The sequence below is a fragment of the Jeongeupia chitinilytica genome (assembly GCF_014652315.1).
Classification (GTDB): domain Bacteria; phylum Pseudomonadota; class Gammaproteobacteria; order Burkholderiales; family Chitinibacteraceae; genus Jeongeupia; species Jeongeupia chitinilytica.
This window is the reverse complement of the sequence record NZ_BMYO01000011.1, coordinates 18,151-45,103: the sequence shown is the minus strand read 5'-3', so window position 1 is coordinate 45,103 and position 26,953 is coordinate 18,151. Positions and strand designations below refer to the sequence as shown.

Sequence of the window (26,953 nt, the reverse complement as noted above, 5' to 3'; positions counted from 1 at the left end):
ATATGTTTTGAACATTACGCTGTTTTTCATTGGGTGTGAGGGGCGCATCATCGCTTCACCTCATCCGCTGGAGCAAAACGCGTGGCAACACTGAATGGAAAAACGGTCCTCGTTGTCGGCGGCACCCAGGGCATCGGCCGTGCGGTCGTCGACGCAGCGCTGGCCGCCGGTGCGCGGGTCTACGCAGCCGGCCGCAGCGCCGACGTGCCGGCCGGCGCCACGCCGCTGGCGATCGATCTGGCCGCACCGGCCCACTTCGGCAGCGCCGTCGCCGCGCTGCCGGTGCTCGATCACGTCGTGTTCAGCGCCGGTGCCCGCGTGTCGTCGCCGCGCTTTGCCGATGCCGACCTGGCCGAATGGCGGCTCGGTTTCGAGGTCAAGTTCTTCGGCACGATCGCGCTGATCCAGGCGCTGTTGCCGAAACTGGCCGCCGATGCATCGATCGTGCTGACCTCGGGCGTGCTGTCGCGCAAGCCGTCGGTCGGCGGCGTGACCAAGGCGACGCTGAATGCCGCGACCGAGGCGCTGGGCCGCAACCTCGCCAGGGAGCTGGCGCCGCGCCGCGTCAACGTGGTGTCGCCCGGTGTCACCGCAACGGGGAGCTGGGGCAGCGGTGCCGCGCGCGACGACAGGCTCGCCGGCATCGGCGCCAGCCTGCCGTTGGGGCGGGTGGTCGAACCGGCCGATCTGGCGCAGCTTTACCTGCTGGCCATGACGCAGGCCGCGATGACCGGTTCTGTCCTCGACCTCGAAGCAGGGGCCCTGCTATGAGCCGCACCCTGTTTACCCCGTACACGCTCGGTGGCGACACGCTGAAGAACCGCATCGTCATGGCGCCGATGACGCGGGCGCGGACCACCCAGCCCGGCGACATTCCCAACGCCCTGATGGCCGAGTACTACGCGCAGCGCGCCGGTGCCGGGCTGATCGTCACCGAAGCGACGCAGATCAGCGCGGCCAGCCAGGGCTACTCGTTCACACCCGGGGCCTACAGCGCCGAACAGGTCAACGGCTGGCGCAAGGTGACCGACGCGGTACACGCCGCCGGCGGGCGCATCTATCTGCAGTTGTGGCATGTCGGCCGCGTGTCGCACCCGGTGTTCCACGACGGCGGACAGCCGGTTGCGCCATCGGCAATCCGGCCGCAGGGCACGCAGGTCTGGGTCGTCGGGGACGACGGGATCGGGCGCATGCTCGATTGCCCGATGCCGCGTGCGCTGACGGTCGAGGAAATCGCCGGGATCGTCGAGGACTTCCGCGTTGCCGCGCGCAACGCAATGACCGCCGGTTTCGACGGCGTCGAGATCCACGGCGCCAACGGCTATCTGGTCGACCAGTTCCTGCGCAGCGTATCCAACCACCGCGACGACGATTACGGCGGCAGCCCGGCAAAACGGCTGCGCTTCCTGCAGGAAGTGGTCAGTGCGGTTGCCGACGAGATCGGCGCCGGGCGTACCGGCATCCGGCTGGCGCCGTTCGTCACGTTCAAGGACATGGCCGACCCGGAGATCATCGGCACCATTCTGCTGGCCAGCGAGTGGCTGGCCGGCAAGGTCGGCTACCTGCACCTGTCCGAGGCCGACTGGGACGACGCACCGCAGATTCCGGACGATTTCCGCGTGGCGCTGCGATCGCGCTTCAAGGACACGATCATCGTCGCCGGCCGCTACGACGCAGCACGCGCCGAAGCGGTGCTCGCTGCCGGCTGGGCCGATCTGGTCGCCTTCGGCCGGCCCTTCGTCGCCAATCCGGATCTGCCGGCCCGCTTGCAACACCGTCTGCCGCTGGCCGCGCTCGATCCGGCCACGCTGTTCGGCGGCGATGCCGCCGGCTACACCGATTACCCGACCTTTGCCGCACCAGGAGAACCCGCATGAAAGCCGTCGCCCTGAACCGTTACCTGCCGATCACCGATGCCGATGCACTGCTCGATGTCGAATTGCCCAAACCCGTGGCCGCCGGCAGCGACGTGCTGGTGAAAATCGAGGCGATTGCCGTCAATCCGGTCGATACCAAGGTGCGCGCACCGAAAGACAAGGTCGAGACCAGCCCCCGCGTGCTCGGCTGGGACGCCGCCGGGGTGGTCGAGGCCGTCGGCCCGGACGTGACGCTGTTCAAGGTCGGCGACCCGGTCTACTACGCCGGCGACATCACCCGCCCGGGCTGCAACGCCGAGTACCAGCTCGTCGACGAACGCATCGCCGCGCTGCGTCCGGCCAGCCTGAATGCCGCCGACGCAGCGGCGCTGCCGCTGACGGCGATCACCGCGTGGGAAGCACTGTTCGACCGGCTCGGCGTCAGTGCAACCGGCGCCGATCGCGGCAAGACCGCGCTGGTCATCGGCGGCGCGGGCGGCGTCGGCTCGATCGCGATCCAGCTCGCCAGGGTCGTTGCCGGGCTGACGGTGATCGCCACCGCGTCGCGGCCCGAATCGCGCGACTGGGTCACGCAGCTCGGCGCCGACGCAACCGTCGATCACCGCGAGGACATTGCCGCGCAACTCAAGGCGCTGGGCCACGAGACCGTCGATTACGTGCTGTGCTTCAACGACACCGACCAGCACTTCGCCACGATGGCGCAGGTGATCGCGCCGCAAGGCAGGATCGTCAGCATCGTTGAAAACAGCACGCTGCTGGACCTGAACCTGCTGAAGTCCAAGAGCGCGACCTTCGTCTGGGAATTCATGTTCACCCGGGCGATGTACCGGACCGCCGACATGGTGAAGCAGCATGAACTGCTGACCGAAGTGGCGCGCCTGGTCGATGCGGGCGCGATCCGCACCACCGTCGGTGCGCACTACGGCGCGATCAACGCGGCCAACCTCAAGCGCGCCCACGCGACGCTCGAGGCCGGTCAGACGATCGGCAAGATCGTGCTTGCCGGTTTCTGAGGCGCCAACCGCCGGTCCGGGCCTTGATTTGACGACGTTTTCGCCGCTGTCCGGCAAAGCCGCTGCTGTATAATCGGCGGTTTTGTCCGGGCTGCGCGGTGTATGCACGTTTTTTATGACGAGGATGGCGGCTTCAAGGTCGCCACGGTGAAGGAGGCGCAAGCCGCCAGCTTCATGATCGAGGACGTGCGCGGCAAGCGCAGCAAGATCAAGGCGGCCAATGTGCTGCTCAAGTTCGAGCGTCCGGATCCGGCGACGCTGCTGGCCGAGGCCGAAGCGCTGGCCGGCGAGATCGACGTCGATTTCCTGTGGGAAGTCTGCGGCGCCGACGAGTTCGGTTTCGAGGACATCGCCGCCGAATACTTCGGTGCCGGCCCGACGCCGCAACAGCAGGCGGCGGCGCTGATCCGCATCGCCCAGGCACCGATGTACTTCTACAAGAAGGGCCGTGGCCGCTACAAGGCGGCGCCGGAAGAGAACGTCAAGGCGGCGCTGGCCGGCATCGAGCGCAAGAAGCGCGAAGCCGAACAGATGGCCGCCTGGCAGGCCGAGCTCGAAGCCGGCACCCTGCCGGAAGCGTTCCGTGCGGGCCTGAAGCGGCTGATCCATCGTCCGGACAAGAACGGCCTCGAATACAAGGCGCTCGCCGCCGCGGCCGATGCGCAGCAGACCAGCGTTCTGCGCCTGCTCGAGCGCATCGGCGCGATTGCCGATGTCGAACAGTATTTCCTCGACGGCTTCGAACTCGAATACTTCCCCAAGGGCCGTGACGGCGTGACCGACGCTGCGATTGCCGCGCCGGACGATCTGCCGGTCGCCGATGTCGAGGCGTTCTCGATCGACGACGTGACGACGACCGAAATCGACGACGCCTTCAGCATCAGGCAGCTCGCCAACGGCAACTGGGAAGTCGGCATCCACATCGCCGCGCCGGTGCTCGGCATCGCCCCCGGAAGCCCGCTCGACGTGCAGGTGTTCGAACGGCTGTCGACGGTGTACTTCCCCGGCGACAAGATCACCATGCTGCCCGACTCGGCAGTGAACGTGTTCACGCTGGAAACCGGCAGTGCGCGTCCGGCGGTGAGCATGTACGTCGAACTGAACCCGGGGCTCGATGTTGTCGGCCACCGCTCCGTCGTCGAGCGCGTGCCCATCGTCGCCAACCTCCGGCACGACCAGATCGAAACGCATTTCAACGAGGACACCGCCGGTCAGGATGGCGGCGACTACCCGTACAAGCGCGAACTGAACTTCCTCTGGCAACTGGCCAACGCGCTCGAAGCGCGCCGCGGTCGTGCCGAAGACCCGAACGCGCCGGTCCGGCTCGATTACAGCTTCTACGTCGACAGGCTCGACGACGGCACGAAGAAAGTCCGCATCCTGCCCAGGAAACGCGGTTCGCCGATGGACAAGCTCGTCGCCGAACTGATGATCTTCGTCAACCGCCACTGGGGCATGGACCTGCACAAGGCCGAAATCGCCGCGATCTACCGCGTGCAGGGGCAGGGCCGCGTGCGCATGACGACGCAGTTCGGCCCGCACGTCGGCCTCGGCGTCGAGTGCTACGCATGGTCGAGCTCGCCGCTGCGGCGCGCGGTCGACTTCGTCAACCAGACCCAGATCGTTGCGATGATCCGCGGCACCACGCCGCGCTTCGCGAAGAACGACGCCGAACTGTTCGGTGCGATCGGTGCGTTCGACACCGCGTATGCCGCCTACGGCGAGTTCCAGGACAAGATGGAACGCTACTGGTGCCTGCGCTACCTTGAACAGGAGAACCTGACCGAACTGGGTGCGACGCTGATCAAGGAAAACCTGGTGCGCGTCGACGGCCTGCCGCTGGTGATGCGGGTGCCGGGTCTGCCGGAATTGCCGGCCGGCTCGACGGTCAAACTGCAGAGGCTGGCGATCGATTTTCTTGAACTGACCGTCGAATGCCGTCTGGCGACGATGTAAGCGGGTCCGACCATGTTGCCCAAACGAAAACTCGATGAACTGCTGCCGGTGCGCTTTCGCAACGGCGAGCAGGTCAAGCAATTCTCCAAGCCGTGCGTGCGCTGCGGCACCATGCTGCAGGCGCGCGACATGGAAGGCGCGGCCCGGCTGGTCGAAGACCATCTGGCGATCGCCGCAACCGCCCGTTGCCCCAAATGCGGCGACTCGTTCGGCATTGCCTGCGTCGTCGACAACACCAAGCGGGTACGCCGGGTGATCATTCCCGCGTGGGCGTTCGGGCTTTACCTGCGCAACCTGCCGACGCAGGCCGGCGAACTGAATCCCGCGTCGGCCCCCGATGCCGCCCGGCCCCAATCCGAGCCCGACACGCCGCCGAGTCAGCCACCGCGCGTCGAGCACCGCAACGTCGTGCGTGCCGACGAACTGGTCGGCCGCTACGGCGACAAGCCGATCCCGGCCTGGGTCGTCGTCGACGGTGCGCAGCTCAATTTCGAGCGGGTCGAACTCGGCGACCGGGTCGCGCCGGGCGAATTCCTGCTCGACGGCTGCCTCGTCTATCGCGCCGCCTGAATCGGCAGGCGCACCGGAAACCGGCCCGGGCGGCCGGTTTTTTCATGCCCGCTACCGCCGCCGATCCGCCGAGGGAATGCGATGACCGGCAGGTCCGGGCGGACGGGTGACCGCCTCCTCCTCTTGCCAGAAAGGCATGTCATTAGAATATGTTGTTTTGATGATATTTAAGCCTGACTGACGCTTGCCTTGCCCCGGCATCGCCTTAAGAATCGCCTGCCTCCGTCTGCCGACGGAGTGGACAATCAAGGACAGGCGGGATGGGGAAGAAGCGGACGATCGCCGCAGCGCTGCTGCTGGCACTGACGTCGCCGGCGTGGGCTGCAGCGTGGAACAACACCCGGATTTACGTGGCCGGGGACACCGCCGACTTCGCCGGCAAGACCTGGCGCGCCAAATGGTGGACGCAGGGCAACACGCCGGGTGCCGAGCAGTGGGGACCGTGGGAGATCGCCGGTACGGCGTCCACACCAGCGCCGACTCCCGCCCCATCGCCTGCGCCAACCCCTACACCGGTTCCGACGCCCGCTCCGGCACCGGCACCTGTCGCAACTCCGGCCCCGGCGGGGCAGTATCCGGCCTGGGACGCAGCCAGAACCTACGATACCGCAGGACAACGGGTCAGCTTCAACGGCAAGGTGTACGAGAACCAGTGGTGGACACGCGGCGACAGCCCGGCAACCAGTTCCGGCATTGCCGGTTCGGGCAAGGTCTGGCTGTTGATCGGTTCGGCAACACCGACACCAGCACCGACACCAGCACCGACACCAGCACCGACACCAGCACCGACACCAGCACCGACACCAGCACCGACACCGACACCAGCACCGACACCAGCACCGACGCCGGCACCGACGCCAGCACCGACGCCAGCACCGACGCCGGTTCCAACACCGGTTCCAACACCGGCACCCACACCGGCACCCACACCGGCACCTGCGCCATCCGCTAGCCTCGTTCCGGCCCGCAAGCTGCTGCTTGAGCAGCCGGGCGATATCGGCAAGCTGCGTTCGGCGCAGTTGCGCTCGTTCAACCACACACCGTTCCAGTCGACCGGCTACTGGGTCCAGCCCGGCGACGTGCTCGTCGTCAGCTATTACGCCACCGGCGCCGCACCGAGCCGGGTGCCGGAAATCTGGATCCATTCGATCGACGACGATACCTGGAACTACGACAGCGACCAGAAGGTGAAACTGGCGACCGGTTCGACGACGATCACGGCCACAAAGACCGGCGCCGTCTACGTCTCGGTATTCAATGACCCGACCGGTGGCGAGATGAATGTCGAGATCGTCTCCGGCGGCCGGGTGATGCCGCGCTTCGTGCTCGGCCAGCACAGCGCTGCCGACTGGACACAGATGCTCGCGACCTACGGCAACGCGCCGTATGCCGAACTCGTCGGCAAGCGGACCATGCTGACGGCGACGCTGGCCAAGGCGAAGAAGCACGTCGATGATCCGGTGGCGCTGCTGCAGCTGTGGGACCGCGTCGTCGACCTCGAGGACGAGCAGTACGGCATCAGGCCGGGCAACGCCTGGCCGCACAACCCGACGCCGCACCGCTTCCACTTCGTCGAGCTGTCGCCGTACACCGGCTGGATGTATTCGTGGCAGTACCGGATGGCCAGCGCATCCGACGACGGCGCGATCGGCGCGGTACTCAACGCGGGCAAACTCGCAACCGACGGCTGGGGCCCGTGGCACGAGCTCGGCCACCAGTACCAGATGTCGACGATGACCTGGGCCGACCAGACCGAGGTCACGGTCAACCTGTCGTCGGCCTACGTGCAGCGTGCGCTGGGCCAGCCGTCGCGCTACGAAACGCAGGGCACGTGGACCAAGACCTTCGCCTATCTGGCGCAGCCGGGCCGCGATTTTGCCGCGCAGTCCGACCTGTTCGTGCGGGCGACGATGTTCTGGCAGCTCGATCTGGCTTTCGGTCGCGACTTTTACGCAAAGCTCGGCACCAACTACCGGAACATGCCGGCGGCGCAGCGTCCGGCGACCGACGCGGCCAGGAAGCAGACCTTCGTGATCGAGACCAGCCGCGTCGCCAGTTACGACCTGAGCGGCTTTTTCGAGCGCTGGGGGATTCCGGTCGATGCGGCGACGAAGTCGACGCTGTCGGCGATGGGGCTGCAGCCGTTGTCCGCGCCGATCTGGGACAACCGGGACAGCAACATCAGGTACAAATTCTACTGAAGCCGTTTTTTCTGGAGCACTCGTTGGCCGGGCCTTGTGCCCGGTTTTTTTTCGCGCTGGCGGATCGAAACCGTGCCTTGCGTGTCCCAGCGGGACGGAAGGATGGCTCAAGCCGGCGGCTTGGCGAAAATACCGCTTGGATTGCCGGACACGAGGTTTATAATCCTGAGCCCTGTTTACCCGTTTCGGTCAGGCCGAGGTTCGCCATGCAACGTTCGATGCTCAAATCCAAGATCCACCGCGTTACGACGACGCATTCGGAACTCAATTACGAGGGTTCGTGTGCGATCGACGAGGATCTGCTGGAAGCGGCCAACATCCTCGAATTCGAAGAAATCGAGATCTGGAACGTCACCAACGGCGCCCGTCTGGCGACGTATGCCATCAAGGCGGCGCGCGGCTCGGGCATCATCTCGGTCAACGGCTCGGCGGCACGCCAGGCCCAGGTCGGCGATCTGCTGATCATCGCGACCTTCGGCCGCTACGACGAAGCCGAGCTGAAGCAGCACTCGCCGTCGCTGGTCTTCGTCAACGAAGCCAACCGCATCGTCAGTGTCAAGAGCGCCACGCCGCCGCAACTGGCCTGATCCTCAGGGCTGTTGCCGAATCGGGCCACCTTCGGGTGGCCCTTGTTTTGGCTGGCAGCCCGGCTGGCGGTGATCGACGGCAGGAAAAATGCTTGCTTTTTTTGTGAATATTACCGATATCTGATTTGAGCACGCTGTGCGATGCATGCACCAAGGCCAGGCCCCGCAGTCTGGCCTTTTTGTTGCCTGCGTGCGTCCGTACAATCCGTCCCATTCTCATCCCGACCGGGTTCCGATGCGCGTTCGCCTGCTGACGCTGCTGCTGCTCTGCCTTGCACTGTCCGGTCGCGGCTTGCCGCTGGCGTATGCCACGGCGACAAAACCCGTCGTCTGCTCCGCCGCCGGCCCCGTGCCGTCCGGCAATGCTACCGATTGCCATGACGCGCCTTGCTGCATGCCGGCGGCGCTGACGGCCACGTTGCCGACCGTGCCGTTCGATCCGCTCCACGCGGTCGAAGTCGCCGTGGTGTCGCTTGTGGATTGCGGTGGTGATGCGCCGGCGTGCCGGGCGAGGGGGCCGCCGGCGGTGTCATCGTCCCGCGCCACCCTTCAATGACTCCACAGGATCCTCCGATGATTTCCCTTCGCACCTTCTGCTGCGGCCTTGTTCTGGCCGCGCTGTCGCTGACCGCCAACGCCCACGAATACAAGGCCGGCGACCTGTTCATCCATCACCCGTGGACGCGCGCCACGCCACCGGGTGCGCAGAATGCCGGCGTCTTCCTGCTGGTGAAAAACAACGGCGATACGGCCGACCAACTGATCGGTGTCGAGACTGATGCGGCCGACAAGGCCGAGTTGCACCAGATGAAACTCGACAACGGCGTGATGAAAATGAACGCGGTGACCGCCGTCGACATCCCGGCCAAGGCCGAGACCGAGCTCAAGCCAGGCGGCTATCACGTGATGCTGTTCAAGCTGGCGGTACCGCTGAAAGAGGGCGACAAGTTTCCGCTGACGCTGAAGTTCAAGCGCGCCGGCAACGTCAAGGTCGACATCAAGGTCGAGGCGATGGGGGCCAAGGCCGAGACGATGCACCAGCACTGAGCTCGACCTCATTAGGCGCCTGCGCCCGCGCATTTTTGTCCTCGTCCGATGCTCCGGATCCCCGCAAGGGGGCTACCTTCGGGTCGTCCTCATGGACTTGATGTCCATTCCGGTTCCTGCGCTTCGGGCGTGAACAAACTGCTTTGGCTCGTTCGCCTACTGAGGTGAGCTATCGTTCAGCGGCCCGTGTAACGGGCCGTTTTGCCGTCGGCTGCCGCGCGAAGCAGGGCGGCGACAGGCGTATCATCCGGGGATTGCCACTGATTAACCGGAACGCCGAATGAACCCGATCGCCGTCAAGGACTACCTGCTTTCGCTGCAGCAGAACATCGTTGCCACACTGGAGGCGTACGACGGTGGCACCTTCATCGCCGACCGCTGGGAGCGCCCGGCCGGCGGCGGCGGGGTCAGCCGGGTGATCGAGGAGTCGGCACTGTTCGAGCGCGGCGGCGTGCTGTTCTCGCACGTGCTCGGCGATGCGATGCCTGCGTCGGCGACCGCGCACCGGCCGGAGCTGGCCGGCCGCGCCTGGGAGGCGATGGGCGTGTCGCTGGTGCTGCACCCGAAGAATCCCTACATCCCCACCGTCCACCTGAACGTACGCTTCTTCCGCGCCTATGCCGACGGCGTCGACGACGTGTTCTGGTTCGGCGGCGGCATGGACCTGACGCCCTACTACGGCTTCGAAGAGGACGCGGTCCACTTCCATGCAACCTGCCGCGATGCACTGGCGCCGTCCGGTGAGGCCTACTACCCAAAGTTCAAGGCCTGGTGCGACCGCTACTTCTTCCTCAAGCACCGCAACGAGGCGCGCGGCATCGGCGGCATCTTTTTCGACGACCTGACCGAGCTCGGCTTCGACGGTGGTTTCGCGATGATCCGCGCCGTCGGCGACGCCTTCCTGCCGGCGTACACGACCATCGTCGAACGTCGGCGCGAGCTGCCCTGGGCCGAGCGCGAGCGCGAATGGCAGGCGTACCGGCGCGGGCGTTACGTCGAGTTCAACCTCGTTTGGGACCGCGGCACGCTGTTCGGCCTGCAGTCGGGCGGCCGGACCGAATCCATCCTGTGCTCGATGCCGCCATCGGCCAAATGGCGCTACGACTGGCAGCCACCGCAGGGCTCGGAAGAAGAGCGCCTGCTGACCGATTTCCTGCCGATCCGCGACTGGCTGGCCTGAGATGTCGCTGCTCAGCACCCGCCACCTGACCGCGTACTACGTGTCGTCGCTGGTCGGCTCGGGGATTCTGGTGATCCCGGCGATGGCGGCCGAGATTGCCGGCCCGGCGGCGCTGATCGCGTGGCTGGCGCTGGTGGCGCTGTCGTACCCGGTGGCGCTGGTGTTCGCGCGCATTTCGGTCGCGTATCCGGACAGCAGCGGCATCGTCCGCTTCCTCGGCGTGTGTTTCCCGCCGGTGATGGCACGGATCGCCGCCTTGCTGCTGCTCGGGACGATGATCCTCGGCAACCCGGTCGTCGGCCTCGCTGCGGCGCGCTACTTCTGCCACGCGCTCGGCATCACCAGTCCGTGGGGGCTGACGCTGACGGCAATCGCGGTGATGTGGGGCAATGTGGCGTTCAACCTCGGCGGCCTGCGTTTCGGCAGCCGGGCGCAGACGGCGATGCTCTCCTTGCTGGTCATCGTGCTGATCGGCGTGCTGGTACTGGCGCTGCCGGCCAGCGACCCGGCCAATCTGGCGCCGTTCGCGCCGAACGGCCTGTGGGCGGTCGGAATTGCCGCATCGGTGTGCTTCTTTTCCTTTCTCGGCTGGGAAAACGTCTCGACCGTGGCCACCCAGGTCCGGACGCCGGAAACGACGTTCCCGCGTGCGATCCGGCTGGCGCTGGTCGCGGTCGGCGGGCTCTACCTCGGCATCGCCGTCGTTTACGCGCTGGTCGTGCCGGCCAGCGACATCGCCGGCCAGTATGCGGTGATCACCGACCTGCTGGCGCGCAGTGTCGGCCCGCGGGCCGGGCTGGCCGCCGACCTGATCGGCGGTGTGCTGCTGTTCGTCACCAGCAATGTCTGGGTGCTCGCGGCCGGACGGCTGATGTCGGCAACCGCACGCGACGGCGGCCTGCCGGCGTGGCTGGCCCGCACCGAAGGCCGTGGCGAGACCCCGGTGCCGGCGCTGTGGCTGCTGGCGGGGCTTTACGCGCTGGTACTGCTCGGGCTGCGGCTGTCCGGGCAGAACGAAACGGCGATCATCCACCTGGCCGACCTCAACTTCCTGCTCGTCTACCTGTTCACCTTCTGGGCGGCGTGGCGGCATTTCCCCGATGCGGCAACGCGACGCCGGGCGCTGGCGGCGCTGCTCGGTACGGCGGTATTCGTGCCGTTCTTCGTTTCCGGCGCGCGCTGGTCGGCGCTGGCGATCGCGCTGGTCGCCGGCTGGGCGTGGTGGCGGCAGTCGGTCGCGATCCGGGTCGGGAGCAAGGCATGAGCCGCATCCTGATCACGCCGGGCGACATCACGACGATGGCGGTCGACGCGATCGTCAATGCCGCGAACGAATCGCTGCTCGGCGGCGGTGGCGTCGACGGCGCGATCCATCGCGCCGCCGGCCCCGGACTGCTGGCCGAATGCCGCAGTTTGAAAGGCTGCCCGACCGGGCAGGCGCGCATCACCGGTGGCTATCTGCTGCCGGCACGCCACGTGATCCACACCGTCGGTCCGGTCTGGCGGGGAGGCGGCCATGGCGAGGCCGAACTGCTGGCCAGCTGCTATCGCGAATGCCTGAAACTGGCGGCCGAGAACGGTGTGGCGAGCATCGCGTTTCCGGCGATCAGCTGCGGCGTCTACGGTTATCCGCTGGCCGCGGCGGTCGATATTGCCGTCACCACCGTACTGGCGGCGCCGTTTGGTGTCGCCGAAATCCGCTTTGTTCCTTTCGATGACGGCGCGCTGAACGCTTACCGGGCAAGGCTTGGCGCTGACCGCTGACCGCTGACCGCTGAGCGCATGTAGTCCCAAGGTACTGACCTACATTAAGTTTTTTGCGTTTCAAACAATGCAGCGCCGAATTTTTCTGGCACACTCGATCATCCGACCAAGCCAAATAGTACCGGTTTGTGGTTGGTGCAGCCCTTGCCCTCGGCGGAATGTGCGGATGTCGGCCTAATCTGATTCGCGCGCCGCGCCTGTCCACAAGACACGGCTTTGCAGACTGCCCGAACACCTCGAAAAAGCTGGCCTGTGGCCGGCTTTTTTTTCGCGATTTTTTTGCATTCATTTATTGCATCAGGCCAGCGTGCGCTGGAAAGGAAACGAGCGTGATGGACCCGGCAAAGCCAGAGCAGCAGGGCTTGTACGACCCTGCCAATGAACACGACGCCTGTGGCGTCGGCTTTATTGCCCATGTGAAGGGACAGAAGAGTCATTCGATCGTCGAGCAGGGTCTGCTGATCCTGAAGAACCTCGACCATCGCGGTGCCGTCGGTGCCGATGCACTCGCCGGCGACGGTGCGGGCATCCTGATCCAGATTCCGGACGCGCTGTTCCGCGAAGAAATGGCCAAGCAGGGCGTGGCGCTGCCGCCGGTGGGCGAGTACGGCGTCGGCATGGTGTTCCTGCCGCAGGAAGCTGCGTCGCGCGCAGCCTGTCAGGAAGAAATCGAACGCGCCACGCGCGCCGAAGGTCAGGTTGTCCTCGGCTGGCGTGACGTGCCGGTCAATGCGACGATGCCGATGTCGCCGGCGGTCAAGGCCAAGGAGCCGGTGATCCGGCAGATCTTCATCGGCCGCGGTCCGGACGTCCTCGTCACCGACGCGCTCGAACGCAAGCTCTACGTGATCCGCAAGGACGCCAGCCACGCGATCCGCCGCCTGAAGCTGACCCACGGTCACGAGTTCTACGTGCCGTCGTTCTCGGCGCGCACGGTCAACTACAAGGGCCTGCTGCTCGCCGACCAGGTCGGCGTCTACTACCACGACCTCGCCGATGCACGCTGTGTCTCGGCCTTGGCGCTGGTCCACCAGCGTTTCTCGACCAACACCTTCCCGACTTGGGATCTGGCGCATCCGTTCCGGATGATCGCGCACAACGGCGAAATCAACACCGTGCGCGGCAACGTCAACTGGATCCGCGCGCGCGAAGGCGCGATCAGCTCGCCGGTGCTCGGCGACAGCCTGAACAAGGTCTGGCCGCTGATCTATCCGGGCCAGTCCGACTCGGCGTCGTTCGACAACGCGCTCGAACTGCTGGTGATGGGCGGCTACTCGCTCGCGCAGGCGGTGATGATGATGATTCCGGAAGCGTGGGAAAAGCACACGCTGATGGGCGAAAACCGCCGCGGTTTCTACGAATACCATGCCGCGATGATGGAGCCGTGGGACGGCCCGGCCGCCGTGGCGTTCACCGACGGCCGCCAGATCGGCGCGACGCTGGACCGCAACGGCCTGCGTCCGGCGCGTTACCTCGTGACCAAGGACGACCTCGTCGTCATGGCGTCCGAATCGGGCGTGCTGCCGATCGCCGACGAGCGCATCGCGCAGAAGTGGCGTTTGCAGCCGGGCAAGATGTTCCTGATCGACATGGAACAGGGCCGCATCATCGACGACAAGGAAATCAAGGACGGCCTCGCCAATGCCAAGCCGTACCGCGAGTGGGTCGACAAGATCCGCATCAAGCTCGACGAAGTGCAGGACGCGACCGAAGTGCCGAAGTCGCCCTGTAGCAGCCTGCTCGACTGCCAGCAGGCCTTCGGCTACACGCAGGAAGACATCAAGGTCATCCTCAAGCCGATGGCCGAAAACGGCGAAGAAGCCACCGGCTCGATGGGCAACGACTCGGCGCTGACCGTACTCTCGGGCAAGGCCAAGCCGCTGTACAACTATTTCCGCCAGCTGTTCGCCCAGGTGACCAACCCGCCGATCGACCCGATCCGCGAGGACCTGGTGATGTCGCTGGTGTCGTTCATCGGCCCGAAGCCGAACCTGCTGAACCCGGCCGACATCAACCCGCCGATCCGCCTCGAAGTGTCGCAACCGGTGCTGTCGGCCGGCGACATCGAGAAAATCCGCCACATCGGCAAGTACACCGGCGGCAAGTTCCGCTCGCACGAACTGAACATCTGTTACCCGGCGGCGTGGGGCAAGGCCGGCATCGAGGCACGCCTTGCGTCGCTCGCGGCCGAAGCCGAGGACGCGGTCAGGGGCGGTGCCAACATCCTGATCGTGTCGGACCGCAAGCTCGACGGCGCCAATGTCGCGATTCCGGCGCTGCTGGCGACGTCGGCGGTGCACCAGCATCTGGTCAAGCAGGGCCTGCGCACCAGCACCGGTCTGGTCGTCGAAACCGGTTCGGCGCGTGAAACGCATCACTTCGCGCTGCTCGGCGGCTTCGGTGCCGAAGCGGTCCACCCGTATCTGGCCATGGCCACGCTGGCCGATTTCGCCAACGGTGATCTTGAGCTCGCGGCCACGTACCAGAAGCATTTCATCAAGGCGGTCGGCAAGGGCCTGATGAAGGTGATGTCCAAGATGGGCATCTCGACCTACATGTCGTACACCGGCGCACAGATCTTCGAAGCCGTCGGCCTGCAGAAGGCGCTGGTCGACAAATACTTCACCGGCACCAGCTCGAACGTCGAAGGCATCGGCCTGTTCGAGGTCGCCGAGGAAGCGCTGAAGCTGCACACCGCCGCATTCTCGCAGGACCCGGTACTCGCCGACGCGCTCGACGCCGGCGGCGACTACGCCTTCCGCATCCGTGGCGAAGACCATCTGTGGACGCCGGACTCGATCGCCAAGCTGCAGCACGCGACGCGCTCGAACCAGTATTCGACCTACAAGGAATACGCGGCGCTGATCAACGACCAGACCAAGCGTCACCTGACGTTGCGCGGCCTGTTCGAGATCAAGCCGGTCGGCGCGCCGGTGCCGCTCGACGAAGTCGAATCGGCCAAGGACATCGTCAAGCGCTTCGCGACCGGCGCGATGAGCCTCGGCTCGATCTCGACCGAAGCGCACAGCACGCTGGCGCTGGCGATGAACCGCATCGGCGGCAAGAGCAATACCGGCGAAGGCGGCGAAGACGCCAAGCGCTTCATCCCGCTCAAGGCCGGCCAGACGCTGTCCGAAGTCATCGGCAAGAGCCGGATCGAACGCGACTACACGTTCAAGGAAGGCGACAGCCTGCGTTCGGCGATCAAGCAGGTCGCGTCGGGCCGTTTCGGCGTCACCGCCGAATACCTCGTCAACGCCGACCAGATCCAGATCAAGATGGCGCAGGGCGCCAAGCCGGGCGAAGGCGGCCAGTTGCCGGGCCACAAGGTGTCCGAATACATCGGCTTCCTGCGCCACTCGGTGCCGGGCGTCGGGCTGATCTCGCCGCCGCCGCACCACGACATCTACTCGATCGAGGATCTGGCCCAGCTGATCCACGACCTCAAGAACGTCAACGCGCAGGCGTCGATCTCGGTCAAGCTCGTCTCGGAAGTCGGCGTCGGCACCGTTGCCGCCGGCGTGACCAAGGCCAAGGCCGACCATCTGGTGATCGCCGGCCATGACGGCGGCACCGGTGCCAGCCCGCAGTCGTCGATCAAGCATGCCGGCTCGTCGTGGGAACTCGGCCTCGCCGAAACCCAGCAGACGCTGGTGCTGAACCGTCTGCGCGGTCGCGTCCGCGTCCAGGTCGACGGCCAGATGAAGACCGGCCGCGACGTCGTCATCGGCGCGCTGCTCGGTGCCGACGAGTTCGGTTTCGCGACCGCGCCGCTGGTCGTCGAAGGCTGCATCATGATGCGCAAGTGCCACCTGAACACCTGCCCGGTCGGCGTCGCGACGCAGGACCCGGTGCTGCGCCAGCGCTTCACCGGCCAGCCGGAGCACGTGGTCAACTACTTCTTCTTCGTCGCCGAGGAAGTCCGCGAACTGATGGCCAGCCTCGGCGTGCGCAAGTTCGACGAGCTGATCGGCCGCGCCGACCTGCTGGACAAGCGCGCCGGCATCGAACACTGGAAGGCGCAGGGTCTGGACTTCAGCAAGGTGTTCCACCTGCCGGCGGTCGACGCTGCCGAGCCGCGCCTGCACGTCGACGTGCAGGACCACGGCCTCGAGAAATCGCTCGACAACGTGCTGGTCGCCAAGGCGCAAACCGCGCTCGAGACCGGTGCCAAGGTGGCGATCGAAACGGCCATCATCAACGTCAACCGCACCGTCGGCGCGATGCTGTCGGGCGAGGTCGCGCGCCGCTACGGCAACGCCGGCCTGCCGGAGGACACCATCCACGTCCGCCTGAACGGCACGGCCGGCCAGAGTTTCGCGGCCTTCCTCGCCAAGGGCATCACCTTCGAGCTCGTCGGTGAAGGCAACGACTACGTCGGCAAGGGTCTGTCGGGCGGCCGCATCATCGTGCGCCCGGCGGCCGGTTTCGTTTGCGATACCGCGGCCAACATCATCGTCGGCAACACCGTGATGTACGGTGCGACCGATGGCGAGGCCTTCCTCGCCGGCGTCAGCGGCGAACGCTTTGCCGTGCGCAACTCGGGTGCGACCGCCGTCGTCGAAGGCGTCGGCGACCACGGTTGCGAATACATGACCGGCGGCACCGTCGTCGTGCTCGGCAACACCGGCCGCAACTTCGCCGCCGGCATGTCGGGCGGCATCGCCTACGTCTTCGACGAAGACGGCGCGTTTGCCGATCGCTGCAATATGGCGCAGGTCGCGCTCGAAGCCGTCCTGCCGGCCGGCGAGCAATCGGCGGACGAGCCGCGTCACCGCGATCTGGCCGACGAAACCCAGCTCAAGTCGCTGGTCGAACGTCATGCCGCCCTGACCGGCAGCAACCGAGCCAAGGCCATTCTGGCCGACTGGGACGCGAGCCGCGCCCGTTTCATCAAGGTCTATCCGAACGAATACCGCCGCGCGCTCAAGGAACTGGCCGCCGCGAAGGCTGAGCAGCAGAAGGAGATTGCATAAATGGGCAAGCCCACAGGGTTTCTCGAATTCGAGCGCGTTTCGGAAAGCTATGCGCCGGTCGCCGAGCGCGTCACGCACTACCGCGAATTCGTCGCACGTCTGGTCGACGATGCAGCGAAGACGCAGGGCGCGCGCTGCATGGACTGCGGCATTCCGTTCTGCAACAACGGCTGCCCGGTCAACAACATCATTCCGGACTGGAATGACCTCGTGTTCCGCGGCAACTGGCAGGACGCGCTGGCGGTGTTGCACTCGACCAACAACTTCCCCGAGTTCACCGGCCGCATCTGCCCGGCGCCGTGCGAAGCGGCCTGTACGCTCGGCATCAACGCCGACCCGGTCGGCATCAAGTCGATCGAGCGTTACATCGTCGACAAGGGCTGGGAAGAGGGCTGGATCAAGCCGCAGATCGCCGCGGTGAAGACCGGCAAGACCGTCGCCGTGGTCGGCTCCGGCCCGGCCGGTCTGGCCGCGGCACAACAGCTGGCGCGCGCCGGCCATGCCGTGACGGTGTTCGAAAAGAACGATCGCGTCGGTGGCCTGCTGCGTTACGGCATTCCGGACTTCAAGCTCGAGAAGAGCGTGATCGACCGCCGGATGGGGCAGCTCGAAGCCGAAGGCGTGGCCTTCCGCACGTCGACGATCGTCTCGGTCGACGGCAAGCTGCCGGCCGGTATCGTCAACGATGCGAAGACCGTGGTCACGCCGGACCAGCTGAAGGCAGAGTTCGACGCGGTGATCCTCGCCGGTGGCGCCGAAGTACCGCGTGATCTGCCGGTACCGGGGCGTGAACTGGCCGGCGTGCACTACGCGCTGGAATTCCTGATTCCGCAGAACAAGACCGTCGCCGGTGACGGCGCCAACCCGATTTCGGCGACCGGCAAGCACGTCGTCGTGATCGGCGGCGGCGACACCGGTTCGGATTGCGTCGGCACGTCGAACCGTCACGGTGCCGTTGCGGTGACGCAGCTCGAAGTGATGCCGATGCCGCCGGAGCAGGAAAACAAGGCGCTGGTGTGGCCGTACTGGCCGTTGAAGCTGCGTACCTCGTCGAGCCATGAAGAAGGCGTCGAGCGCGACTTCGCCGTGATGACCAAGGAATTCGTCGGCGAAAACGGCCAGCTCACCGCGATCAAGGCGGTGCGTGTGCAAATGCAGGACGGCAAGCTGGTCGAAATTGCCGGCAGCGAGTTCGAAATCAAGGCCGATCTCGTCTTCCTGGCAATGGGCTTCACCAATCCGGTCGCGAACATCCTCGAAGGCTTCGGCGTCGAGCGTGACAGCCGCGGCAACGCCAGGGCCACGACCGACGGTGAAGGCTGCTACGCAACCAACGTCGCCAAGGTCTTTGCCGCCGGCGACGTCCGTCGCGGCCAGTCGCTGGTGGTGTGGGCGATCCGCGAAGGCCGTCAGGCTGCACGCGAGGTCGACGCCTTCCTGATGGGCAGCTCGCTACTGCCGCGCTGATTGCCTGTACCAATAAAAAAACCCCGCTCCGGCGGGGTTTTTTATTGGTATTGCGCGCATGCATTCCGCATGAAAACTGCAAATAAAATTACACGCAAAGTAATTGTTTGCCATTGCAAGGCAGAATTACCGAAAGAATATGCGAGAACTGCGCAGCAGATTGCGCCGTCCATTCACTCAAGTTGTGGTTAACCCTAATCCCTGATTAAAATTGACGCCTTTTCGCTTGTGTTGTGCGGCTTACTCAAGGGTAGTGTCATGGATAGACAAAGCTGGTTGGGGGGTACCCTCTACCATCCTCGATTCGAGCAGGATAGTTGCGGTTTCGGTCTGATCGCCCAGATGGACGACAAGCCCAGCCACTGGCTGGTGCAGACCGCGATCTCTTCGCTGGCCTGTCTGACCCACCGTGGCGCCGTCGCGGCCGACGGCAAGTCGGGTGACGGTTGCGGTCTGCTGTTCCGCAAGCCGGACGGCTTCCTGCGTACCGTGGCTGCCGAAATCGGCCTGACCCTTGGCGAGCAGTATGCTGCCGGTATCGTATTTCACGCCAATGATGCCGCGCTTGGCGAGGTCTCGCTGTCGAATCTGCGCAACGCGCTTGAATCGCAGGGCCTGATCGTCGCCGGTTTCCGCGACGTGCCGGTGAATGTCGAAGCATGCGGCGAATACGCATTGCGCACCTTGCCCGCGATCAAACAAGTGTTCGTCAATGCGCCGGACGGGCTCGATGCCAAACTGTTCGAACGCAAGCTCTACCAGGCACGCCGTCTGGCCGAGAAGGCCAACGCGGCCGATGCCTCGTTCTACATCCCGACACTGAACCCGCACGTATTGTCGTACAAGGGCCTGGTGACGCCGGACAACCTGCCGGTGTTCTACCTCGACCTGAAGGACGCGCGTTTCGAATCGTCGCTGGCCGTCTACCACCAGCGCTTCTCGACCAATACCTGGCCGCAGTGGAAGCTGGCGCAGCCCTTCCGCTTCCTTGCGCACAACGGCGAAATCAACACCGTTGCCGGCAACCGGCTGTGGGCCAAGGCGCGCGAAGCGATCATGGACTCCGAACACCTGGACATGGATTCGGTGCGCCCGATCGTCCAGACCAACGGTTCGGACTCGATGAGCCTCGACAACATGCTCGAAGGCCTGATGATGGGCGGTGTGGACATCTTCCGCGCCTTCCGGATGCTGGTACCGCCGGCATGGCAGAACGTCGACTCGAACGACCGCGACCTGCGTGCGTTCTACGAATACAACTCGATGCACATGGAGCCGTGGGACGGCCCCGCCGGTCTGGTCTGGACCGACGGCCGCTACGCCGGCTGCGCGCTCGACCGCAACGGCCTGCGTCCGGCCCGCTATGTGATCACCAAGGACCGCCACCTGACCATCGCGTCGGAAATCGGCGTCTGGAACTACAAGCCCGAAGACGTGGTGAAGAAAGGCCGGGTCAAGCCGGGCCAGATCGTCGCCGTCGACCTCGAGACCGGTGACTTCCTCGACACCGAAACCATCGACAACCGCCTGAAGTCGGCGAAGCCGTACCGCGAGTGGATCAAGAACCACGCACAGCAGCTCGAAATCGCCGACGACAAGGGGGTGCTGCCGGCGATGGATGCCGCAACGCGCCTGTCGTACCAGAAGCAGTTCCAGCTGACGTTCGAAGAGCGTGACGCCATCGTGCGCGTGCTCGCCAGCGACGGCGCCGAAGCGATCGGCTCGATGGGCGACGACACGCCGATGGCCGTGCTGTCGGAGAAGGTCCGCTCGCCGTTCGACTACCTGCGCCAGCAGTTCGCCCAGGTGACCAACCCGCCGATCGACCCGATCCGCGAAGCGATCGTGATGTCGCTGAACACCGTGTTCGGTCCCGAGCGCAACCTGTTCGTCGAGACCGAAGACAATGCCCGCCGCCTCGAAGTGCGCTCGCCGGTGCTGTCCTCCGACAAGTTCGACACGCTGACCAGCCAGACCGACCCGTTCTACAAGTCGGCCACGTTCGATACCAGCTACCTTGCCGGCGAAACGACGCTGAAGGCCGCGATCGAAGCGCTGCAGGCTGCTGTGCTGAAATCGGTGCGTGACGACGGAACCGTCATCGTCGTGCTGAGCGACAAGCACATTGCCAAGGGCCGCCTGCCGATCCCGGCACTGTTCGCCACCGGCGCGGTCAACCACGCGCTGGTCGAAGCCGGCCTGCGCTGCAAGACCAACATCATCGTCGAGACCGCCACCGCGCGCGATCCGCACCACTTCGCCTGCCTGATCGGCTACGGCGCGACCGCGGTGTTCCCGTACCTCGCGTACCAGACCATCATCGAACTGGTCGAACTCGGTCAGGTCGACGGCCCGCTCGCCAAGGCGACGAACAACTTCCGCAAGGGCATCAACAAGGGCCTGATGAAGATCCTCTCGAAGATGGGGATCTCGACGATCGCGTCGTACCGCGGCTCGCAGCTGTTCGAAGGCGTCGGCATCGGCGAGGAAGTGATCAACTTGAGCCTCAAGGGTACGGTGTCGCGGATCGGCGGTGCCGACTTCGCCGACTTCGAAGCCGACCAGCTCAAGCTCAACAAGCTCGCGTTCAACCCGATGCGCCCGCTGGCGCAGGGCGGCCTGCTCAAGTACGTGTTCGGCGAGGAATACCACGCCTACAACCCGGACGTGGTGATGCAGCTGCAGAAGGCGGTGCAGGGCGGCGAGTACAAGGAATACACCAAGTATGCCGAGCTGGTGAACAACCGCCCGGTAGCGATGCTGCGCGACCTGATGACGCTCAAGCTCGACCAGGCCAAACCGATTCCGGTTGACGAGGTCGAGTCGATCGAGGCCATCCTCAAGCGCTTCGACTCGGCCGGCATGTCGCTCGGCGCACTGTCGCCGGAAGCCCACGAAGCGCTGGCCGAAGGCATGAACCGCCTCGGCGGCCGCTCGAACTCGGGCGAAGGCGGCGAGGACGCGGCGCGCTACGGCACGATGAAGATGTCGAAGATCAAGCAGGTCGCGTCGGGCCGTTTCGGCGTCACCCCGCACTATCTGGTCAACGCCGAAGTGCTGCAGATCAAGGTCGCGCAGGGCGCCAAGCCGGGTGAAGGCGGCCAGCTGCCGGGTGACAAGGTCAGTCCGCTGATCGCCAAGCTGCGCTGCTCGAAGCCGGGCATCAGCCTGATTTCGCCGCCGCCGCACCACGACATCTACTCGATCGAAGATCTGGCACAGCTGATTTTCGACCTGAAACAGGTCAATCCGGACGCGCTGGTGTCGGTCAAGCTCGTCGCCGAACCGGGCGTCGGCACGATTGCCGCCGGTGTCGCCAAGGCCTATGCCGACCTGATCACCATTTCGGGTTACGACGGTGGTACCGGTGCGTCGCCGCTGGCGTCGGTCAAGTATGCCGGTTCGCCGTTCGAGCTCGGCCTGACCGAAGCGCAGCAGGTGCTGCGCGCCAACGGCCTGCGCGGACGCGTCCGCGTCCAGGCCGACGGCGGACTGAAGACCGGTCTCGACGTGATCAAGGCCGCGATGATGGGCGCCGAGAGCTTCGGCTTCGGCACCGGTCCCATGGTCGCGCTCGGCTGCAAATACCTGCGGATCTGCCACCTGAACAACTGTGCGACCGGTGTCGCGACGCAGGAAATCAAGCTGCGCTCGAAGTACTTCACCGGCCTGCCGGACATGGTCGTCAACTACTTCACCTTCATCGCGATGGAAACGCGCGAGTGGATGGCCAGGCTCGGCATCCGCACGATGGAAGAGCTGATCGGCCGCACCGACCTGCTCGATCTTTCCGCCGGCGCGACCGAACGCCAGCAGAAACTCGATCTGGGCGTGCTGCTGAGCCAGGGCAGCATTCCGGACACCGAGCCGCGCTTCTGCGTCGAGGACAGCAACCCGTCGTTCGACAAGGGCGAGCTCGCCGAAGAAATGGTCAGGGACGCGCTCGCGGGCATCAAGGCGAAGACCGCACAACGCTTCGAGTACGACGTGCGCAACGTCAACCGCTCGATCGGCGCGCGGCTGTCCGGCGAAATCGCCAAGGCGCATGGCGCCGACGGCCTGCCGGACGACTGTCTGCACATCAAGCTCAACGGTTCGGCCGGCCAGAGTCTGGGCGTCTGGAACGCCAAGGGCCTGACGATCGAAGTCGAAGGCGATGCCAACGACTACACCGGCAAGGGCATGGCGGGCGGCAAGCTCGTCGTCTACCCGCCGAAGGGCAGCGCGTTCAAGTCGGACGAAGGCGTGATCGTCGGCAACACCTGCCTCTACGGCGCGACCGGCGGCGAATTCTTCGCTGCGGGCCGTGGCGGCGAGCGGTTTGCCGTGCGCAACTCGGGTGCGACGGCGGTCGTCGAAGGCGTGGGCGACCACGGCTGCGAATACATGACCGGCGGCGCGGTGATCGTGCTCGGCGAGACCGGCTACAACTTCGGTGCCGGCATGACCGGCGGCTTCGCGCTCGTTTACGACCGCGGCGAGAAGTTCGCCTACCGCTACAACAACGAGCTGATCGACATCAACCTGATCAACGGCGAAGCCTACGGCGCGGTCCGTGCGTTCCTGCGCGAGAAGCTGAACCAGCACGTCGCGCTGACCGGATCGAGCAAGGCGGCCGAGCTGCTGGCGAACTTCGACGAAGCGACCGACTACTTCTGGCTGGTCAAGCCGAAGGTCGCCAAGCTCGACGATCTGCTGAAAGACTGATAGAGCCGGGGCGGGCGGTGCCCGCCCGGCGATGCATGTGATGCATTAGGAAATCCACAATGTCCGACGTATTCCAGTTCATGAACGTGGCGCGCAACCCCGGCGAGAAGGTCCCCGCCGACAAGCGCAAGATCGTGTTCAAGGAAATCTACCAGGCGCTGAACCAGGGCGATGCGGCCGAGCAGGCCGGTCGCTGCCTGTCCTGCGGCAACCCGTATTGCGAGTGGGAGTGCCCGGTCCACAACTACATCCCCGACTGGCTCAAGCTGGTCAACGAGGGCAAGCTGTTCGAAGCGGCCGAGCTCTCGCACAAGACCAACTCGCTGCCGGAAATCTGCGGCCGTGTCTGCCCGCAGGACCGTCTGTGCGAAGGCGCCTGCACGCTGAACCAGGGCGGTTTCGGTGCGGTGTCGATCGGTTCGGTCGAGAAGTACATCACCGATGAAGCCTACAAGGCCGGCTGGCGCCCCGACATGTCGGGCCGCGTCTGGACCGACAAGAAGGTCGCCGTCATCGGCGCCGGTCCGGCCGGCCTCGGCTGTGCCGACATCCTGGTGCGCAACGGCGTCAAGCCGGTGGTGTTCGACCGCTACGAGGAAATCGGCGGCCTGCTGACCTTTGGCATTCCAGAGTTCAAGCTCGAGAAGAACGTCGTCGCGACCCGCCGCGAGATCATGGAAGGCATGGGCGTCGAGTTCCGCCTGAACACCGAAATCGGCCGTGACGTGAGCATCGACGAACTGCTGCGCGACTACGACGCCGTGTTCATGGGCATGGGCGCCTACAAGTACATGAAGGGCGGTTTCGACGGCGAAGCGCTGCCGGGCGTGCTCGAAGCGCTGCCGTTCCTGATCAACAACGTGCGCAACAGCATGGGTACCCTGCCGGAAGGCGAGGCCTACCAGTCGATGGCCGGCAAGCGCGTCGTCGTGCTCGGCGGCGGCGATACCGCGATGGACTGCAACCGTACCAGCATCCGCCAGGGCGCCGAGTCGGTGATCTGTGCCTACCGTCGTGATGAAGCCAACATGCCGGGTTCGAAGCGCGAAGTCGCCAACGCCAAGGAAGAGGGCGTCGAGTTCCAGTGGAACAGCCAGCCGGTCGGCATCCAGCAGAACGCCGACGGCAGCCTCGGTCTCAAGCTCGTGACGACCGCACTCGGTGCGCCGGACGAGAAGGGCCGTCGCAAGCCCGAAGTCGTCGCCGGTTCCGAGCGCGTGCTCGATTGCGACCACGTCATCGTGGCGTTCGGCTTCCAGGCCGAAGCGGCGAGCTGGTTCGACGCGCAGGGCATCAAGGTCGACGACTGGAGCCGCACCGTCGCGCCGCTGAAGCAGCAGTTCAAGCACCAGACCAGCAATCCGAAGATCTTCGCCGGCGGCGACCAGGTCCGCGGCGCCGATCTGGTGGTGCGCGCGGTGTACGAAGGCCGTCAGGCCGCCGAGGGCATCCTCGAATACCTGAACGTCTGGTAATCGCGGACGGGCCGTCACCGATCCCCGTGCTGAGAAGCGCGGGGATTTTTATTGGGGAAAAGGAATGCACCATGCACGCAAGCGTCCGGCCCTTGCGGGCCGACGATCTCTCGTCGCTCGCCGCCGCGTATATCGCCACCTTCAACGCCGCGCCGTGGCACGATGAATGGCAGACCGACACCGCCCTGGCCTACCTGGGCGGCCTGCTCGCCAATCCGGCCTGCCGCGCGTGGGTGATCGAGCATGAGGGCGGGCTGGCCGGTGCCGCAATCGGCCACCTGCGACTGTGGTGGCAGGGGACCGAACTGTTCATCGACGAGTTCTTCATCGGGACCGCCCGGCAGCGCAGCGGTCTCGGACAGCGTCTGCTCGCCGGCATCGAGGCCGAACTGCATGCCGAGGGAGTCGTGGCGGTCACGCTGCTGACCGGCAGGGCGACGCCGGCCGAAGCCTTCTACCTGGCGCAAGGCTACCGCGGGAATTCCGATCTGCAATTCATGGCCAGATCGCTGGCCTGATGCGGTTCAGGGGGTGAACCGGGCCATCACCGATTCGAGCATGCCGAGCTCGGACAGGTCGCCGGTGCCGATTGCTTCATCGAGCCCCTGTTTCAGTGTCCGCAGCCGCGCATGGTGGGTCTGGGCGAGTGCGTGGTTGCCGCCGGCCTCGGCATAACGGATCAGGTCGGCCAGCAGCCGGGCTTCGACATGGCGCATGCCGTCGACTTCGGCAATGTGCAGCGCGCGCTGGATCATGCTGATCGCCAGATCGGGCCGGCCGTGCTGGAAGCGCAGTCTGGCCAGCAGGCCGAGCACCTGTGTCTCGCACCAGTGTGACGGCGTGAACACCAGCAGTGACAGTGCTTCCTCCAGCCGTTGTTCGGCGGTGTCCGGGTCGCCCTGCTCCATGTCGACTTCGGCCAGCCGCAGCAGCAACTCGGCCTGAAAGTGGCTGAACTGCCGGGCACGGCACAGTTCCAGGGCCTGGACGAGGATGGTACGCGCTTCGTCCTCGCGCCCCAGCACGTGCAGGTCCCAACCCAGGCTGATTTTCACCTTGGCGATCAGGTGCACGTCTTCGCTGTTCGCCAGCCGGCGGTCGGCGGCCTTGTGGAAGGCCACGGCCATCTCGACGGCGCCATAGGCGCTGCAGACCTGGCCGAGTCCGACGAGCGCCAGTGCCAGCGTATGGGTGTGCTGCGATTCATCGCCGCACAGCCGGGTGCATTGTGCCCAGTGCTGCATGGCCTGGCGGTAATCGCCGCCGGTGTAGTGGTCGCGCCCCAGCCGTTCCTGCACCGCCGGTTCGAGGTGGCGCAAGCCGTACATCTGGCAGCAGGCCAGCGCCTCGGCCAGCAGCAGGCTGCCTTCGTTGCGCTCGCCGAGCTGGTCCTCGATCAACGACAGCAGCGTCGCGGCACGGACCAGCGTTTCGACATCGTGCTCGGCGCGGGCATGCGCCAGCAGCGGCGCGCACCAGCGCTTGGCCGTGATCGGATCGCTGAACACGATCCGTTCGATGTCGTTGATGTTCTGGAGCGGAGCCACCGGCGTTGCCCATCAAGGTAAGGCGTACACCCTATTGTACCGGACGGTGGCGAAAGTGCCCGCGTGAACAAAGCCGGCGTAATCCTGCGGTGCGGCGCGCTTACACCAGTGCGCAGTCGCAGGCATAGCCCCGGAGGGCGGCGGCGCCGTCGGCCAGCGCGAATCCCTCGTCCACCCAGCCGGTCATGCCGCCGATCATCAGTTTGACCGGCCGGCCCAGCTGCGCCAGCTTGAAGGCGGCCCTGTCGGCGCCGTTGCAGTGCGGGCCGGCGCAGTAGACGACGAACAGCGTTTCGGCCGGCCATTGCGCCATGCGTTCGGCGGTGATCTCGCGGTGCGGCAGGTTCAGCGCCCCCGGCACGTGGCCGGTGGCGAAGACGCCTGGGCCGCGCACGTCGAGCAGAACGAATCCGGGCGCGTCGGCCAGCAGCGCGGCGTGAACGTCGGAACAGTCGGTTTCGAAAGCGAGCTTGGCGGCGAAGTGGGTCAGCGTCTGTGCGCTGGCGGCGGCCGGGATGGCGGTAACGGCGTTGGACATCGTGGGCTCCTCGTCTTGGTCTGATGCCATTGTCGGGCCGCGCATGAG

At 65.6% G+C, this 26,953-nt stretch carries 19 protein-coding genes; 17 read left to right on the top strand and 2 right to left on the bottom strand.

Annotated elements, in window-relative coordinates:
- Positions 1–81: 81 nt before the first annotated feature.
- The 17 genes from IE097_RS17775 to IE097_RS17695 all read left to right on the top strand — a co-directional run bounded on the left by IE097_RS17775 (position 82) and on the right by IE097_RS17695 (position 25,338).
- On the top strand, positions 82–771 hold the full coding sequence (locus tag IE097_RS17775; protein WP_189462243.1) for an SDR family NAD(P)-dependent oxidoreductase: 690 nt from the start codon (positions 82–84) through the stop codon (positions 769–771).
- Positions 768–1,877, top strand: a complete 1,110-nt coding sequence (locus IE097_RS17770; RefSeq protein ID WP_189462242.1) for an alkene reductase — start codon at positions 768–770, stop codon at positions 1,875–1,877. Before IE097_RS17775 ends, IE097_RS17770 begins: the two co-directional genes overlap by 4 nt.
- Positions 1,874–2,890 carry a zinc-binding alcohol dehydrogenase family protein gene (locus IE097_RS17765; protein ID WP_189462241.1) on the top strand — a complete coding sequence of 339 codons (1,017 nt, stop codon included), beginning with the start codon at positions 1,874–1,876 and terminating at the stop codon, positions 2,888–2,890. Before IE097_RS17770 ends, IE097_RS17765 begins: the two co-directional genes overlap by 4 nt.
- A gap of 102 nt (positions 2,891–2,992) precedes the next feature.
- On the top strand, positions 2,993–4,846 hold the full coding sequence (locus tag IE097_RS17760) for a ribonuclease catalytic domain-containing protein (protein WP_189462240.1): 1,854 nt from the start codon (positions 2,993–2,995) through the stop codon (positions 4,844–4,846).
- A 12-nt stretch (positions 4,847–4,858) separates the two neighbouring features.
- Positions 4,859–5,416, top strand: coding sequence for a hypothetical protein (locus IE097_RS17755; protein ID WP_189462239.1), 558 nt, complete (start codon positions 4,859–4,861; stop codon positions 5,414–5,416).
- A 260-nt stretch (positions 5,417–5,676) separates the two neighbouring features.
- Positions 5,677–7,617, top strand: coding sequence for a M60 family metallopeptidase (locus IE097_RS19560; RefSeq protein WP_189462238.1), 1,941 nt, complete (start codon positions 5,677–5,679; stop codon positions 7,615–7,617).
- 206 nt (positions 7,618–7,823) lie between these two features.
- On the top strand, positions 7,824–8,204 hold the full coding sequence (panD, locus tag IE097_RS17745) for an aspartate 1-decarboxylase (RefSeq protein WP_189462237.1): 381 nt from the start codon (positions 7,824–7,826) through the stop codon (positions 8,202–8,204).
- Between the two features lie 145 nt (positions 8,205–8,349).
- Positions 8,350–8,760 carry a hypothetical protein gene (locus tag IE097_RS17740; RefSeq protein WP_189462236.1) on the top strand — a complete coding sequence of 137 codons (411 nt, stop codon included), beginning with the start codon at positions 8,350–8,352 and terminating at the stop codon, positions 8,758–8,760.
- Positions 8,761–8,777: 17 nt separating this feature from the next.
- Positions 8,778–9,251: a copper chaperone PCu(A)C gene (locus IE097_RS17735; RefSeq protein ID WP_189462235.1), complete on the top strand. Its 474-nt coding sequence runs from the start codon at positions 8,778–8,780 to the stop codon at positions 9,249–9,251.
- A gap of 280 nt (positions 9,252–9,531) precedes the next feature.
- Positions 9,532–10,431, top strand: coding sequence for an oxygen-dependent coproporphyrinogen oxidase (gene hemF / locus IE097_RS17730; RefSeq protein ID WP_189462234.1), 900 nt, complete (start codon positions 9,532–9,534; stop codon positions 10,429–10,431).
- 1 nt (position 10,432) lies between these two features.
- Positions 10,433–11,695, top strand: coding sequence for an APC family permease (locus IE097_RS17725; protein WP_189462233.1), 1,263 nt, complete (start codon positions 10,433–10,435; stop codon positions 11,693–11,695).
- Entirely contained in the window at positions 11,692–12,195 is a 504-nt protein-coding gene (locus IE097_RS17720) for an O-acetyl-ADP-ribose deacetylase (protein ID WP_189462232.1), read from the top strand. Before IE097_RS17725 ends, IE097_RS17720 begins: the two co-directional genes overlap by 4 nt.
- A 332-nt stretch (positions 12,196–12,527) precedes the next feature.
- Positions 12,528–17,171: a glutamate synthase large subunit gene (gene gltB / locus IE097_RS17715; protein WP_189462355.1), complete on the top strand. Its 4,644-nt coding sequence runs from the start codon at positions 12,528–12,530 to the stop codon at positions 17,169–17,171.
- Entirely contained in the window at positions 17,172–18,638 is a 1,467-nt protein-coding gene (locus IE097_RS17710; protein ID WP_189462231.1) for a glutamate synthase subunit beta, read from the top strand. It begins immediately after the preceding gene.
- A gap of 258 nt (positions 18,639–18,896) precedes the next feature.
- Positions 18,897–23,345 carry a glutamate synthase large subunit gene (gene gltB / locus IE097_RS17705; protein WP_189462230.1) on the top strand — a complete coding sequence of 1,483 codons (4,449 nt, stop codon included), beginning with the start codon at positions 18,897–18,899 and terminating at the stop codon, positions 23,343–23,345.
- 59 nt (positions 23,346–23,404) lie between these two features.
- A complete protein-coding gene (locus tag IE097_RS17700) occupies positions 23,405–24,820 on the top strand; it encodes a glutamate synthase small subunit GltD family protein (RefSeq protein ID WP_189462229.1) in 1,416 nt (471 codons plus the stop codon).
- A gap of 71 nt (positions 24,821–24,891) precedes the next feature.
- Positions 24,892–25,338 (top strand): GNAT family N-acetyltransferase, encoded by a 447-nt coding sequence (locus IE097_RS17695; protein WP_189462228.1) that lies wholly within the window; start codon positions 24,892–24,894, stop codon positions 25,336–25,338.
- Positions 25,339–25,344: 6 nt separating this feature from the next.
- Here IE097_RS17695 and IE097_RS17690 read toward each other — a convergent pair whose 3' ends face one another.
- Together IE097_RS17690 and IE097_RS17685 are read right to left on the bottom strand one after the other, a co-directional pair.
- Positions 25,345–26,367: a tetratricopeptide repeat protein gene (locus IE097_RS17690; RefSeq protein ID WP_189462227.1), complete on the bottom strand. Its 1,023-nt coding sequence runs from the start codon at positions 26,365–26,367 to the stop codon at positions 25,345–25,347.
- Positions 26,368–26,467: 100 nt separating this feature from the next.
- Positions 26,468–26,905, bottom strand: coding sequence for a rhodanese-like domain-containing protein (locus IE097_RS17685; protein WP_189462226.1), 438 nt, complete (start codon positions 26,903–26,905; stop codon positions 26,468–26,470).
- Positions 26,906–26,953 lie beyond the last annotated feature (48 nt).

Excerpts from the sequence above, each read along its gene's own strand:
- IE097_RS17770 (WP_189462242.1), top strand. The coding sequence starts at position 768 with ATGAGCCGCACCCTGTTTACCCCGTACACGCTCGGTGGCGACACGCTG.
- IE097_RS17765 (WP_189462241.1), top strand. The coding sequence starts at position 1,874 with ATGAAAGCCGTCGCCCTGAACCGTTACCTGCCGATCACCGATGCCGAT.
- IE097_RS17760 (WP_189462240.1), top strand. The coding sequence starts at position 2,993 with ATGCACGTTTTTTATGACGAGGATGGCGGCTTCAAGGTCGCCACGGTG.
- IE097_RS17755 (WP_189462239.1), top strand. The coding sequence starts at position 4,859 with ATGTTGCCCAAACGAAAACTCGATGAACTGCTGCCGGTGCGCTTTCGC.
- IE097_RS19560 (WP_189462238.1), top strand. The coding sequence starts at position 5,677 with ATGGGGAAGAAGCGGACGATCGCCGCAGCGCTGCTGCTGGCACTGACG.
- panD (WP_189462237.1), top strand. The coding sequence starts at position 7,824 with ATGCAACGTTCGATGCTCAAATCCAAGATCCACCGCGTTACGACGACG.
- IE097_RS17740 (WP_189462236.1), top strand. The coding sequence starts at position 8,350 with ATGCACCAAGGCCAGGCCCCGCAGTCTGGCCTTTTTGTTGCCTGCGTG.
- IE097_RS17735 (WP_189462235.1), top strand. The coding sequence starts at position 8,778 with ATGATTTCCCTTCGCACCTTCTGCTGCGGCCTTGTTCTGGCCGCGCTG.
- hemF (WP_189462234.1), top strand. The coding sequence starts at position 9,532 with ATGAACCCGATCGCCGTCAAGGACTACCTGCTTTCGCTGCAGCAGAAC.
- IE097_RS17725 (WP_189462233.1), top strand. The coding sequence starts at position 10,433 with ATGTCGCTGCTCAGCACCCGCCACCTGACCGCGTACTACGTGTCGTCG.
- IE097_RS17720 (WP_189462232.1), top strand. The coding sequence starts at position 11,692 with ATGAGCCGCATCCTGATCACGCCGGGCGACATCACGACGATGGCGGTC.
- gltB (WP_189462355.1), top strand. The coding sequence starts at position 12,528 with ATGGACCCGGCAAAGCCAGAGCAGCAGGGCTTGTACGACCCTGCCAAT.
- IE097_RS17710 (WP_189462231.1), top strand. The coding sequence starts at position 17,172 with ATGGGCAAGCCCACAGGGTTTCTCGAATTCGAGCGCGTTTCGGAAAGC.
- gltB (WP_189462230.1), top strand. The coding sequence starts at position 18,897 with ATGGATAGACAAAGCTGGTTGGGGGGTACCCTCTACCATCCTCGATTC.
- IE097_RS17700 (WP_189462229.1), top strand. The coding sequence starts at position 23,405 with ATGTCCGACGTATTCCAGTTCATGAACGTGGCGCGCAACCCCGGCGAG.
- IE097_RS17695 (WP_189462228.1), top strand. The coding sequence starts at position 24,892 with ATGCACGCAAGCGTCCGGCCCTTGCGGGCCGACGATCTCTCGTCGCTC.
- IE097_RS17685 (WP_189462226.1), bottom strand. The coding sequence starts at position 26,905 with ATGTCCAACGCCGTTACCGCCATCCCGGCCGCCGCCAGCGCACAGACG.